Raw genomic sequence first — 12,245 nt, 5'->3', positions numbered from 1 at the left:
TGTGATCCGGGTTCGCTTTCCGCTTGACGCGCAGCGCAACCGGCAAAAGAAAACGGGCTGCGACACAAATCGCAGCCCGTTCAACAGTCTGATGACCGGAATTATTCGGCCGGAGCGTCCGGCGAATGTTCCTTCAGGAAGGCAATGACATCCGCCTGATTGCGGGTCAGCTTGAAGGTCATCTTGGTTTTCAGCGCCGGATCACCGACTTTTTCTTCGGTGTATTTGTTCGGGTCGGTGATGTAATGCTCCAGATCCTCGGGGGTCCAGACTTCACCAGCCTCGCCCAGCTTGATCAGAGCGTCGGAATATTTGAACCCTTCGACGGTGCCGGCGGTCTTGCCGACGATGTTGTAAAGGTTCGGGCCGACCTTGCCGCCCTTGACGACAACGGTACCGTCGGGTGCTTCAACGGTGTGGCAGGCTTTGCACTTGTTGAACTCTTTCTGCCCCGCAACAGGGTCGCCATCCGCAAAAGCAGGGGCGGCCAAAGCGGCGCTGGCAAGAATGGCTGCGATGGTCACTTTCATCTGGCTACTCCTTTTAGGCCCAGTCAGTCGGCTGGCGGTGCCAGAACGACTCATGTCCCGGCACGTTATCAGCACATCGCAGAGGTAACACCTCAAATCTGCATGAGTTTCAGCACTGGGATGAAATGTCGCATTTCAGACAAATACCCTTGGGAACGTGCGAATCAGCGCATCGTCCAGATCACCCATACCGACCGGAAGGCCCATATCCACAAGGCTAGTGACGCCGTGGCCGCTGATTCCGCAGGGGACGATGCCGCCGAAATGCGACAGATCGGGTTCGACATTGATCGAAATGCCGTGGAAGCTGACCCAACGGCGCAGCTTGACGCCAATGGCGGCAATCTTGTCCTCGCGCATCTGGCCATCGGGCAGGGGAGGCAGGTCGGGCCGCGCGATCCAGACGCCGACGCGGCCCTCGCGGATCTCGCCCTTCAGGCCGAACTCGGCCAGCGCGGCGATCACCCAAGCCTCAAGCGCGGCGACAAAGGCGCGCACGTCACGCCCGCGCCGGTTCAGGTCCAGCATCACATAAATCACCCGCTGACCCGGCCCGTGATAGGTGTATTGCCCGCCGCGCCCGGCCTGATGCACAGGGAAACGCGCATCCAGCAGGTCTTTTGCCTGTGCGCTGGTGCCTGCGGTATACAGCGGCGGATGCTCGACCAACCAGATCAGCTCATCTGCCTGCCCCGCCGAAATCGCGGCCACGCGGGCTTCCATAAAGGTCACCGCCTCGTCATAGCCGGTCAGCCCCGGCGCTGTGATCCATTCCACCATGGTGCTGATCTGCCAGCTTCGCGCCTGCCCTGCAAGGCCGCATCTTTTGTCCTTAAATATCCCGGGGTCCGGGGCAGCGCCCCGGTTCTGCTCTTGCCGAAAATTACCCCTTTTCATTCGGCGCGCCCTCGTCTATGACGCCGCGACTGCCCCGGATGCGGCCGTGGCGGAATTGGTAGACGCGCAGCGTTGAGGTCGCTGTTCCTTAACCGGAGTGAAAGTTCGAGTCTTTTCGGCCGCACCATTTTCCTTCTTTTATACTTTCGGACAGGTTGCCTGAAATCCGGGCGATGCGCGGATATTTGACGTTCCCGCATTTTGCCCTGTTGCCAAACCGGCCTTCCCCTGCATAGCCTTGGCGTGCGCAAGAACGATAAAAGCCTTCAGGGGGGCGCATTGGCTACAGCGGAACGTAACGACGGCTTCGTCGTCTTCGACCATGTGCAGAAAAGCTATGATGGTCGCACATTGGTCGTCAAAGACCTGAATCTGAACATCGCCAAGGGCGAGTTTCTGACCATGCTTGGCCCCTCGGGGTCGGGCAAGACCACCTGTCTGATGATGCTGGCGGGGTTCGAGACCGCCACTCATGGCGAGATTCGTCTGGATGGGCGCAACATCAACGACGTGCCGCCGCACCGGCGCGGCATCGGCATGGTGTTCCAGAATTACGCGCTGTTTCCGCATATGACGGTGGGCGAGAATCTGGCCTTTCCGCTAGAGGTGCGCGGGCTTGGCAAGGCCGAGCGGGAGGAGCGTATCAGGCGGGCGCTGGACATGGTGCAGATGGGCGCCTTTGCCAGCCGCCGCCCGGCGCAGCTTTCGGGCGGTCAGCAGCAGCGCATTGCCCTGGCCCGTGCGCTGGTCTTTGACCCGCAACTGGTGCTGATGGATGAACCGCTTGGCGCGCTGGACAAGCAGTTGCGCGAACATATGCAGTTTGAAATCAAGCACCTGCACGAACGGCTTGGCATCACCGTGGTTTATGTGACCCACGATCAGGGCGAGGCATTAACCATGTCTGACCGTATCGCCGTGTTCAACGATGGCCGCATCCAGCAGCTTGCGCCGCCCGCGGTGCTGTATGAACAGCCGGAAAACAGCTTTGTTGCCGCCTTTATCGGTGAAAACAACGCGCTGCCCGGTACCATTGAAAAGCTGGAGGGCAGCACGGCTCTCGTCCGGCTGGCCGATGGCGGGCTGATTGACGCCACGGCCGTCAATCTGCGTGAGGTCGGGCAAAAAACTACCGTTTCGATCCGGCCCGAGCGGGTCGAGTTCAAGACCGAGATGATGCCCGCCCATGCCCATCGTATCGACGCCGAGGTGCTGGAGGTCATCTATATGGGCGACATCCTGCGCACCCGGCTGCGTGTCGCGGGAAGCGATGATTTCGTGATGAAATGCCGCAATACGCTGGATCAGACCCGGCTGGAACCGGGCCAGAAACTCAGCATCGGCTGGCACCCGCAGGATGCGCGGGCGCTGGACCCGATCTGACCTATAATAACAGTGGAGGACGACCCGAAATGCTGAAGAAAACCCTTATCCTGACGACGGCCATCAGTGGCTTTGCCATGGCCGCGCAGGCGCAGGAGCTGAACATTCTGGACTGGGGCGGGGCCTATGGTGCCTCGCATCAGGTAGCCTATATCAAGCCCTATGAGGCGGCGACCGGCACGAAAATCTCGGTTGCGGATGCGGATAACCCGGCCACGCCGATCAAGGCGCAGGTCGAATCGGGCAATGTGACGGCGGATATTGCTTCGGTCGAATATGCCGATGCGGTACGGCTGTGTGACGAGGGCTTGCTGGAGGAAATCGACCTGTCGATTCTTGCCCCCGGCTCGGATGGGGTAGCTGCCGAGGATGATTTCTTTGAAGGCACCCTGTCGGAATGTTTCGTGGCAACCGACGTGTTCACCACGATTCTGGCCTATGATGACAGCCGCTTCCCCGAAGCCAAGCCCGAAAAACTGGCGGATTTCTTTGATCTGGACAAGTTCCCCGGCAAGCGCGGGATGCGCAAAGGGCCAAAGGTCAACCTTGAAATGGCGCTGATTGCCGATGGTGTTCCTGTGGATGAGGTCTATGAAACCCTGTCCACGCCTGAAGGTCTGGACCGCGCCTTCGCCAAGCTGGACACGATCAAGTCGCAGATCGTGTGGTGGGAAGCTGGCGCGCAGCCGCCGCAGCTTCTGGCCGATGGCGAAGTGCAGATGACGATTGCCTATAACGGCCGGATCTTCAACGCCGCTGTGGATGAGAATAAGCCCTTCAAGATCGTTTGGGATGGTCAGGTTTACGAATTTGAAGGCTGGGTCGTCCCGAAAGGTGCGCCGAACAAGGATGTGGCGATGGATTTCATCACGTTCTCGACCGGCTCGGAACCGCTGGCCCGTGCTGCTGAACAGATCAGCTATGGCCCGCCCCGCGCCTCGTCGCAATCGCTGGTCGGCAACTATAAGGACACCGACATTGCAATGCAGCCGAACCTGCCGACTTCGCCCGAAAACATGAGCAATGCGCTGCTGTCGGATGTCGGCTTCTGGGTCGATCACGACAGCGAACTGACCGAGCGTTTTAACGCCTGGCTGGCCAGCTAAGCCAGCCCTTCCCGCAGCCGGGATCAACCTGGCTGCGGGCCAAAGGGGCAAAAGACCCCGCCCAACAGGAGAGATGCGATGACAACCAAGCTGAGTCTGACGTCAGTGCTGGTGGTGCTGGCCGGGTCCGCACTGGCGCAAAGCGGTGATCTGACGCTGGCGTCTTTTGGCGGGGCTTATGCGCATAGCCAGACCGAGGCCTATAGCAAGCCCTTTACCGCCAAGACCGGAATCCGCGTGACCATGGTGGACAGCGACAATCCGGCCACGCCGCTGAAAGCGATGATCGAGGCGGGGAATGTCACCTATGATCTGGTCGATCTTGAGGTCACAGCGGCGGTTCAGCTTTGTGCGGAAGGCGCGCTGATGGAGATTGACCCCGCAACCCTGCCGCCCGCGCCCGACGGCACCCCGGCCGAAGAGGATTTCCTGCCCGGCGCTTTGCGCGAATGTGCGGTGGGCAATATCTTGTGGGGGACGGTGATTTCCTATGACACCACCCGCTATCCCGACAATCCGCCGCAGACGGTCGCAGATTTCTTTGATCTGGAGGCTTTCCCCGGCAAGCGTGGCCTGCCCAAGACGGCCAAACGCACGCTGTATCTGGCGCTGCTGGCCGATGGTGTCGCGCCGGATCAGGTGTTTGACGTGCTGTCCACGCCCGAAGGTGTGGCCCGCGCCTTTGCCAAGCTGGACACGATCAAGCGCGATGTCGTCTGGTGGGAGGCCGGCGCACAGGCGCCGCAGCTTCTGGCGGATGGCGAAGTGGTGATGACCACCGCCTATAGCGGCCGGATTTTCGACGCGCAGGTGGCCGAGGGCAAACCTTTTGGCGTCATCTGGGACGGGCAGTATCTGGATTATGATGTGTTCGCGGTGCCAAAAGGCTCGCGCAATCCCGAGGCGGCGATGGAATATATTCGCTTTGCCACCGACACGCAGCGGTTGGCGGATCAGTCGAAATATATCGCCTATGGTCCCGCGCGGAAATCCTCGGCGGCGCTGGTCGGGCTGTATCAGGACGGCAAAACCGAGATGGCCCCCTATATGCCGACCAACCCGGAAAACCTGAAAACCGCCGTCTATGACGATCCAGAGTTTTGGGCCGATCACGATGCCGAACTGACCGAGCGTTTCAGCGCCTGGTTGATGCAATAGGCGTGCGGCCCTGTCCGGTCGCACAAACGAAAGGGAAAGCCGATGAAAACCAGCTTTATTCTGACGACTGCCCTTGTTGCCTTTGGCGGTGCCGTTGCCGCGCAAACCAATGAGATCAACCTGACGGGGTGGGGCGGGGCGGGTGCCGCCGCGATAAACGAGGCGTTCAACAAGCCTTTTACTGCTGCAACTGGCATCCGGGTGAATGTGACTGATGCGGATGATCCGGCGACTCCGCTTAAAGCGCAGATCGAGGCGGGGAACGTGATTGGTGATGTTTTCGATCTGGAGCTGGCTTCGGCCATCCAGCTTTGTGACGAGGGCGGTCTGATGCTGATTGACCCTGCCACCCTGCCGCCCGCACCCGATGGCACCCCGGCGGCGGATGACTTTCTGCCCGGTGCGCTGAGTGATTGCGGGGTCGGGAACCTGACCTTTGGCACGGTGATCGCCTATGACCGGACGCGGTTCCCGGACAATCCACCGCAGACGGTCGCGGATTTCTTTGATCTGGAGGCTTTCCCCGGCAAACGCGGCTTGCCCAAGACGGCCAAGCGCACGCTCTATCTGGCGCTGCTGGCTGATGGCGTGGCCCCTGATGCAATCTATGATACGCTTTCCACGCCTGAAGGCGTGACCCGCGCCTTTGCCAAGCTGGATACGATCAAGCCGCAGGTTGTCTGGTGGGAGGCCGGTGCGCAGCCGCCGCAACTGCTGGCCGATGGCGAGGTGGTGATGACGACCTCTTACAACGGCCGGATTTTTGATGCGCAGGTGGCCGAAGGAAAGCCGTTCGAGGTGATCTGGGACGGGCAATATGTGGATTACGACCTGTTCGTAATTCCCAAAGATGCGCCACATGCCGATGCGGCGATGGAATATGTCAAATATGCCACGGACACGCAGCAACTGGCCAATCTGACGCAATATATCGCCTATGGCCCACCCCGTAAATCCTCGGCGGCGCTGGTCGGGCTTTACAAAGACGGCAAAACCGAGATGGCCCCCTATATGCCGACCAACCCCGAAAACCTGAAAACCGCCGTCTATGACGACCCGGAGTTCTGGGCTGATCACGATGCCGAACTGACCGAGCGTTTCAACGCCTGGCTGATGCAATAAGCGTCCGGCCCTGTCCCCGACGGGGCGGGGCAATCGAAGAAAAGGAACCGTCATGTCCAGCGCGCTTGACCCTCATGCCGCCATCGTCACCACCGCCTCGGGGCAGGGGGATGGCATCCTGACCACCGCCGATGGGCGTCCGCTGCATCGTGCGCTGGCCCGGTCGCAGCGCCGCTTGCGGATGCGGGCGCTGATGCTGGTGGTGCCGCTGCTGTTGTTTGTCGTGGTGACGTTCATCGTGCCAATCGGGCAGATGCTGCATCGTTCGATCTATAACGACGGTTTTGCCACGAATATGCCGCAGGTTTCGGCATGGTTTGCACAGACCGAGCGCGGCACTGACCCGGATGAGACCGCCTTTGCCGCGCTGGCCGCTGATCTGGAACAGGCGGCGGCGGATCGCACACTTGGCACGGTCGGCACCCGGATCAACTATGACCTGTCGGGGTCGCGGTCGCTGTTTACCTCGACCGGACGGGCGGTGCGCGGCGGGGTCGAGCCGCCTTACCGGGAGGCGCTGCTGGAGATCGACCGCAAATGGGGTGATCTGCGGCTGTGGTCCGTCATGCGCGAGGCATCAACCCCCTACACCGGCAATTTCTATCTGTCGGCGCTGGACTATCAGCGTGACGCTGAAGGTCAGATCCAGCAGGTCGATGAGAACCGCCGCATCTATCAGACGTTGTTTCTGCGCACCCTCTGGCTGTCGCTGCTGGTCACGGGGCTGACCTTTGTGCTTGGTTTCCCGATTGCGCATCTGCTGGCGACCTTGCCGATGCGCAAGTCCAACCTGCTGATGATTCTTGTGCTGCTGCCGTTCTGGACCTCGCTGCTGGTGCGTACGACAAGCTGGATGGTTTTGCTGCAAGAGCAGGGGGTTATCAACAGCCTTCTGGTATGGGCGGGGGTGATCTCGGATAATCAGCGGTTGCAGATGATCTATAACCAGACCGGCACGATTATCGCTATGACGCATATCCTGCTGCCGTTCATGGTGCTGCCGCTGTATTCGGTGATGCGCACCATTAACCCGTCCTATATCCGCGCCGCCCGCAGCCTTGGCGCGACAAGCTGGACGGCCTTCCGCCGCATCTATTTTCCGCAGACCTTGCCGGGCTTCGGTGCCGGGGCGCTGTTGGTGTTCATCCTTGCGGTCGGGTATTATATCACCCCGGCGCTGGTCGGTGGTTCGTCCGGGCAACTGATCTCGAACATGATCGCCGTGCATATGTCCGAGACGCTGAACTGGTCCATGGCCGCGGCCCTGGCTGCGTTGCTGCTGGGTGGGGTTCTGGCGCTTTACTGGCTGTATGACCGGCTGGTTGGCATTGATAATCTGAAACTGGGGTAAGCCATGGCACTTCCGACTTATGCAACGCCGCTGGAACGGGTCTGGCATTACACCTATCTGGTGATTTGCGGGCTGATCTTTCTGTTCCTGATCGCCCCGATTCTGGTTATCATTCCGTTGTCCTTCAACGCCGAGCCTTATTTCACCTTTAACGAAAAGATGCTGGCGCTGGACCCCGAGGGGTATTCAACGCGCTGGTATCAAACCCTGTTCAGCTTTGGTGCGCAAAATCCCGATGCCAGCGGTGCGGCGTGGTGGCAGGATGTCTGGCAAAATGCCCGCTGGGTGCAGGCGGCCAAGAACTCGGTGCTGGTGGGGGTGTTCTCGACATTGATTGCGACGGTGCTTGGCACGCTGGCGGCGCTGGGTCTGGCGCGACCGGAAATGCCCTTCCGCCGGATCATCATGGCGGCGCTGATCTCGCCCATGATCGTGCCGGTTATCATTACCGCGACGGGGCTGTTTTTCTTTTACAGCTCGGCCTGTGTGCCGACGGACAGCCTGTTCGGGCAACTTCTGTCGCCGGTGTTGTCGCGGCAAGGCTGTCTGGCCAACACCTATCTGGGGATCATTCTGGCCCATGCCACGCTGGGGATTCCCTTTGTCATCATCACGGTAACGGCGACGCTGATCGGGTTTGACCAATCCCTGAACCGTGCTGCCGCCAGCCTTGGTGCCAACCCGCGCACGACGTTTTTCCGCGTGACCATGCCGCTGATCCTGCCGGGGGTGGTGTCGGGGGCGCTGTTCGCCTTTGTGACCTCGTTCGATGAGGTGGTGGCGGTGCTGTTCATCGCCGGACCGGATCAATACACCATTCCGCGCCAGATGTGGAACGGCATCCGCGAGCAGATCAGCCCGGCCATTCTGGCGGTCGCCACGATTCTGGTGATCTTTTCGATCGGGTTGCTGACGGTGGTTGAGCTGCTGCGCCGCCGCTCGGAAAGGCTGCGCGGCCTGACCCCGGCCTAAGGCAGAACCGTCAGCCAGAACCAGACCGACAGCATCGACAGGGCGGTTGCGACCAGCACGCTGGACGCAGCCACCCGCCGGGCCACGCCATACATATTCGCAAACAGATAGGCATTGACCCCCGGTGCCATCGCCGCCGTCATCACGGCCGAGCGGGTTCCGGCCACATTTACCCCCAGCAGATGTGTCAGCCCAAAGGTGATGGCCGGATGCAATAACAGCGACAGGGCGCAGACCATGGCAATCGCGCCGATCTCGCCTTCCGGTTTGTAACGAAACAGCACACCGCCAAGCCCGAACAGTGCGGCGGGCAGGGCCGCCTGCGCCATCATGTTCACGGCACCCCAGAATCCTTCCGGCATGACCAGCCCGGCCTGTTGCGCCAGGTTCATTGCAATGCCGGACAGAATCCCGATCACCAACGGCGTGCGTAGCACCCCTTTCAGCGCGCGCAGCATCACCCGCCCGGCGCTGATATTCATGCCACGGGCGCGGGTGAACTCCATCACCGTAATGCCGAACGTATAAAGCAGCGGCGAATGCAGGGCGATAATCATAAAATTGCCCGCCAGCGCCGCCTCGCCATAGGCGCGCTGCGTGATCGGCACCCCAAGCAACAGCGAATTGGAAAACAAACAGGCAAAGCCAATGGCCGCGGCTTCTTCGGGGCTGCGCTTGAACAGGCGCAGGGCCGCCCACCAGCCGATGCCGAAACAGGCCAGTGCCCCGGCATAGAATGACCCGAGCAGGCCGAAATGAAACTCGGCCCCCAAATCCAGATTGGCCATCGACCGGAACAGCAGGCAAGGCACGGCAAAGTTCTGCGCAAAGGCCATAACCCCATCGGTCGCGCTTGCGCCGAACCAGCCTTTCCAACTGACCGCATAGCCAAAGCCGATGACCAGAAAAACCGGCAGGATCACGTCAAAAAGAATACTCATACCCGGCTCATCTTTTGTCTCAAAATATCCCCGCCGGAGGCTCCCGCCCGCGCCGTGATCCTAACGGCAGGTCAGTTCCATTCCATCGAAAGCAGGCAGGATATGGTCGGGGGTGTCGCGCAGGACGGCTTCGTAATCCATGTCCAGATGCATATTGGTGATAATCCCGCGTTCCACGCCCGCGCGGTTGATCCAGCCGATGGTTTGTTCCAGATGCGAATGGCTGGGATGCGGGGTGCGGCGCAGGGCGTCGCAGATAAACAGCTCGGCCCCCTCGATGGCGGGCCATGCCGCATCGGGAATGGCGCTGACATCGGGCAGATAGACCAGCCCGCCGGTTATATCCTCGCTGATGCGGAAGCCGAGCGCGTCGATCTCGCCATGGCGCACGGTAAAGGGTGTCAGGGTCAGCGCCCCGCCGGGACCGTCGATGAGGAACGGGCCGTCGATCCGGTGCAATTCCCCGATCGGCGGATAGCCCGAGCCTTCCGGCGTCTGAAAAATATAGCCGAAACGGTCCTGCAACTGCGCGCCCGTCACGGGATCGGCCCATATGGCGATCTTACGGCGCATGTTGAACACGATCTGGCGCAGGTCGTCGATACCATGGACATGATCGGCATGGCCGTGGGTATAGACCACCCCGTCCAGCCGTCCAACGCCCGCATCCAGCAGTTGCGGCACCATATCCGGGCCGGTGTCGATCAGCACTTGCGTGATCCCATCCGGCCCCTCGCGCCGGACCAGCAAGGAACAGCGGCGGCGGCGGTTTTTCGGGTTCAGAGGGTCGCAATCGCCCCAATTTCCGCCAAGCCGGGGAATCCCCCCCGACGATCCGCAGCCCAATATCCGTGCCGCGATCATGTGGCAGCCTCGTTGATGCCGCCATGCGCGGCAGCTTTCCAGAACAGTCGGTCAAAATTGGCGGTGGTGGTGGCGGCGAAATCTGCCAGCGACAGGCCAAAGACATTCGCCCCGACCTGCGCGGTCAGCGCGGTATAGGCAGGCTCGTTCCGGCGCCCGCGATGCGGGGGCGGGGCCAGATAGGGGCTGTCGGTCTCGACCAGCACGCGATCCAGTGGCGCGGCGGCAAAAATCTCGCGCAGATCGTCGGACCGGGGGAAGGCCGCAATCCCCGACATCGACAGGTAAAAGCCAAGATCCAGTGCCGCGCGGGCCAAGGCGGGACTGCTGGTGAAACAATGCATGACGCAGGAATAAGCGCCGTTGCGGTGTTCCTCGGTCAAAATCCGGGCCATATCGGCATCGGCATCGCGGGAATGGATAATCAGCGGCAGGCCGGTTTCCCGCGCCGCGGCGATATGGATACGCAGGCTGTCCGCCTGCGCCGCCGCGCTGTCGGCGGTATAGTGGTAATCCAGCCCGGTTTCCCCGATCCCGACCATTTTGGGGTGTGCGGCCAGCGCGACCAGATCATCGACCGAGACCATGGGTTCTTCGGCCACGCTCATCGGGTGGGTGCCGGCCGCGTAAAAGACGCCCGGCCAGCGTTCCGCCAGCGCCCGCACCGTGGGTTCGGTCCGCAGCTTGGTGCAGATCGTGACCATGCGCCGGACACCAGCCGCCGCCGCGCGTGCGATCAGCGCGTCATGCTCACCGTCGAAATCAGGAAAATCCAGATGGCAATGGCTGTCCACGATGTCGGGAAGGGTCATCTTTACCTCGGGAAGTCGTCGCCCGCGCCATGTTGCGCCAGCCGGGTCAGCATATCCATGACCAGCGCGGAAGGGTCAAGGTTCACCGCACGTCCTGCCCGCGCCCGTGCCGAGAGTTCCTGCTGCGCCGCCGCCCAATGCCGCGCGGCGCGGTCGTCGGGGGCAATGCGGACCAGCACTTCGGCCTCGCCCTTTGCAGCCTGCACCAAGGGCGCACCCATCAGCCCGGCCCGTGCCGCGCGCGTCAGGAAACGGTCCAGCACCGTCACCACCAGATCGAACGGGTCGCCATCCGCCCCCGCCCGGCCTGCGGCTTTTTCCGCCAGTTTCAGCGCCAGCCCGCGATCCATCCGGGGCAGGCTGGCGAACAGGTCCGTAATGTGCTGATAAACCGCCAGCCCGTCCTGCCCGATCAGCCGCAGCGCCTCGCCCGCCGAACCACCGGACAGTTCGGTCAGTGCCTCATGGTCGCCCTCGACCCCAAGCCCGGCCAGCACCCGGCCCATATCGTCGTGGCCAAGCGGTGACAGCCGCAATTCCCGGCAGCGGGACCGGATTGTTGGCAACAGCCGCGCGGGCTGATGTGCCACCATCAGGATCATTGCGCCTTTCGGCGGTTCTTCCAGCATCTTCAGCAGGGCGTTGGCGGCGGCGGTGTTCATCTCATCGGCGGCGTCAATGATGGCGATGCGATGGCCGCCCTCGGCCGCGGACATATGAAAAAACGACAGCAGGCGGCGGATTTCCTCGACCGTGATTTGTGCGGACAGACGCTTGGCCTTGTCGTCCCACGGGCGGCGGATCAGGGTCAGGCGCGGTTCCGACAAGGCCCGGATGCGCCGCGCCACCGGGTCGTCATCCGGCACCGAAAGGCCGGGGCCGGGCTGATCCGACAGCAGCCAGCGGGCCATCGCCCAGGCCAGAGTCGCCTTGCCCGTGCCGCGCGGGCCGGTCAGCAGCCATGCGTGATGCATCCGCCCCGAGGCCGCAGCGTCGGTAAAGCTGTGGATGGCGGCATCCTGTCCGATCACCCGTTCCGCCATGCGCGGATGCGGCGCACCGGCAACGCGGTCGGCCTCGGGGATGTCGTCGGCCTCGCTCATCTGCCG

General features: G+C 61.8%; 12 protein-coding genes and 1 tRNA gene. 7 read left to right on the top strand and 6 right to left on the bottom strand.

What is annotated here, in order from left to right; genetic code table 11:
• Positions 1 to 101 precede the first annotated feature (101 nt).
• Positions 102 to 530, bottom strand: a complete 429-nt coding sequence (locus Q4G24_RS10480) for a cytochrome c family protein (protein WP_303366475.1) — start codon at positions 528 to 530, stop codon at positions 102 to 104.
• Positions 531 to 665: 135 nt separating this feature from the next.
• Positions 666 to 1,310 (bottom strand): lipoyl(octanoyl) transferase LipB, encoded by a 645-nt coding sequence (lipB, locus tag Q4G24_RS10475; protein ID WP_303366474.1) that lies wholly within the window; start codon positions 1,308 to 1,310, stop codon positions 666 to 668.
• Between the two features lie 157 nt (positions 1,311 to 1,467).
• On the opposite strand from lipB, the gene Q4G24_RS10470 reads away from it, so the two are divergent.
• The 7 genes from Q4G24_RS10470 to Q4G24_RS10440 all read left to right on the top strand — a co-directional run bounded on the left by Q4G24_RS10470 (position 1,468) and on the right by Q4G24_RS10440 (position 8,519).
• A tRNA-Leu gene (locus tag Q4G24_RS10470) sits at positions 1,468 to 1,554 on the top strand.
• Between the two features lie 152 nt (positions 1,555 to 1,706).
• Entirely contained in the window at positions 1,707 to 2,810 is a 1,104-nt protein-coding gene (locus Q4G24_RS10465; protein ID WP_303366473.1) for an ABC transporter ATP-binding protein, read from the top strand.
• A gap of 29 nt (positions 2,811 to 2,839) precedes the next feature.
• Positions 2,840 to 3,916, top strand: coding sequence for an ABC transporter substrate-binding protein (locus tag Q4G24_RS10460; protein WP_303366472.1), 1,077 nt, complete (start codon positions 2,840 to 2,842; stop codon positions 3,914 to 3,916).
• 78 nt (positions 3,917 to 3,994) lie between these two features.
• Complete coding sequence (locus tag Q4G24_RS10455) at positions 3,995 to 5,074, top strand: ABC transporter substrate-binding protein (protein WP_303366471.1); 1,080 nt, start codon at positions 3,995 to 3,997, stop codon at positions 5,072 to 5,074.
• Positions 5,075 to 5,116: 42 nt separating this feature from the next.
• Positions 5,117 to 6,196 carry an ABC transporter substrate-binding protein gene (locus Q4G24_RS10450; RefSeq protein WP_303366470.1) on the top strand — a complete coding sequence of 360 codons (1,080 nt, stop codon included), beginning with the start codon at positions 5,117 to 5,119 and terminating at the stop codon, positions 6,194 to 6,196.
• Positions 6,197 to 6,248: 52 nt separating this feature from the next.
• Positions 6,249 to 7,547, top strand: coding sequence for an ABC transporter permease (locus Q4G24_RS10445; protein WP_303366469.1), 1,299 nt, complete (start codon positions 6,249 to 6,251; stop codon positions 7,545 to 7,547).
• Positions 7,548 to 7,550: 3 nt separating this feature from the next.
• Entirely contained in the window at positions 7,551 to 8,519 is a 969-nt protein-coding gene (locus Q4G24_RS10440) for an ABC transporter permease (protein ID WP_303366468.1), read from the top strand.
• Here Q4G24_RS10440 and Q4G24_RS10435 read toward each other — a convergent pair.
• Genes Q4G24_RS10435 through Q4G24_RS10420 form a run of 4 tightly spaced genes read right to left on the bottom strand, consistent with a single transcriptional unit; the run spans position 8,516 to position 12,239 of the window.
• Positions 8,516 to 9,460, bottom strand: a complete 945-nt coding sequence (locus Q4G24_RS10435; RefSeq protein ID WP_303366467.1) for an AEC family transporter — start codon at positions 9,458 to 9,460, stop codon at positions 8,516 to 8,518. The genes Q4G24_RS10440 and Q4G24_RS10435 overlap by 4 nt on opposite strands.
• Positions 9,461 to 9,520: 60 nt before the next feature.
• Positions 9,521 to 10,324: an MBL fold metallo-hydrolase gene (locus Q4G24_RS10430; protein ID WP_303366466.1), complete on the bottom strand. Its 804-nt coding sequence runs from the start codon at positions 10,322 to 10,324 to the stop codon at positions 9,521 to 9,523.
• Entirely contained in the window at positions 10,321 to 11,136 is an 816-nt protein-coding gene (locus Q4G24_RS10425; protein WP_303366465.1) for a TatD family hydrolase, read from the bottom strand. Before Q4G24_RS10425 ends, Q4G24_RS10430 begins: the two co-directional genes overlap by 4 nt.
• A gap of 2 nt (positions 11,137 to 11,138) precedes the next feature.
• On the bottom strand, positions 11,139 to 12,239 hold the full coding sequence (locus tag Q4G24_RS10420; RefSeq protein WP_303366538.1) for a DNA polymerase III subunit delta': 1,101 nt from the start codon (positions 12,237 to 12,239) through the stop codon (positions 11,139 to 11,141).
• Between the last annotated feature and the right edge of the window lie 6 nt (positions 12,240 to 12,245).

It is taken from the genome of Paracoccus sp. (in: a-proteobacteria), assembly GCF_030538695.1.
Lineage (GTDB): Bacteria > Pseudomonadota > Alphaproteobacteria > Rhodobacterales > Rhodobacteraceae > Paracoccus.
Note: the sequence above shows the minus strand (reverse complement) of the source record. Positions and strands in the feature narration are given on the sequence as shown.

Bases quoted from the DNA above. Each gene is read 5' to 3' on its own strand.
- lipB (WP_303366474.1), bottom strand. From the start codon at position 1,310: ATGGTGGAATGGATCACAGCGCCGGGGCTGACCGGCTATGACGAGGCG.
- Q4G24_RS10425 (WP_303366465.1), bottom strand. From the start codon at position 11,136: ATGACCCTTCCCGACATCGTGGACAGCCATTGCCATCTGGATTTTCCT.
- Q4G24_RS10460 (WP_303366472.1), top strand. From the start codon at position 2,840: ATGCTGAAGAAAACCCTTATCCTGACGACGGCCATCAGTGGCTTTGCC.
- Q4G24_RS10430 (WP_303366466.1), bottom strand. From the start codon at position 10,324: ATGATCGCGGCACGGATATTGGGCTGCGGATCGTCGGGGGGGATTCCC.
- Q4G24_RS10445 (WP_303366469.1), top strand. From the start codon at position 6,249: ATGTCCAGCGCGCTTGACCCTCATGCCGCCATCGTCACCACCGCCTCG.
- Q4G24_RS10450 (WP_303366470.1), top strand. From the start codon at position 5,117: ATGAAAACCAGCTTTATTCTGACGACTGCCCTTGTTGCCTTTGGCGGT.
- Q4G24_RS10420 (WP_303366538.1), bottom strand. From the start codon at position 12,239: ATGAGCGAGGCCGACGACATCCCCGAGGCCGACCGCGTTGCCGGTGCG.
- Q4G24_RS10455 (WP_303366471.1), top strand. From the start codon at position 3,995: ATGACAACCAAGCTGAGTCTGACGTCAGTGCTGGTGGTGCTGGCCGGG.
- Q4G24_RS10480 (WP_303366475.1), bottom strand. From the start codon at position 530: ATGAAAGTGACCATCGCAGCCATTCTTGCCAGCGCCGCTTTGGCCGCC.
- Q4G24_RS10435 (WP_303366467.1), bottom strand. From the start codon at position 9,460: ATGAGTATTCTTTTTGACGTGATCCTGCCGGTTTTTCTGGTCATCGGC.
- Q4G24_RS10440 (WP_303366468.1), top strand. From the start codon at position 7,551: ATGGCACTTCCGACTTATGCAACGCCGCTGGAACGGGTCTGGCATTAC.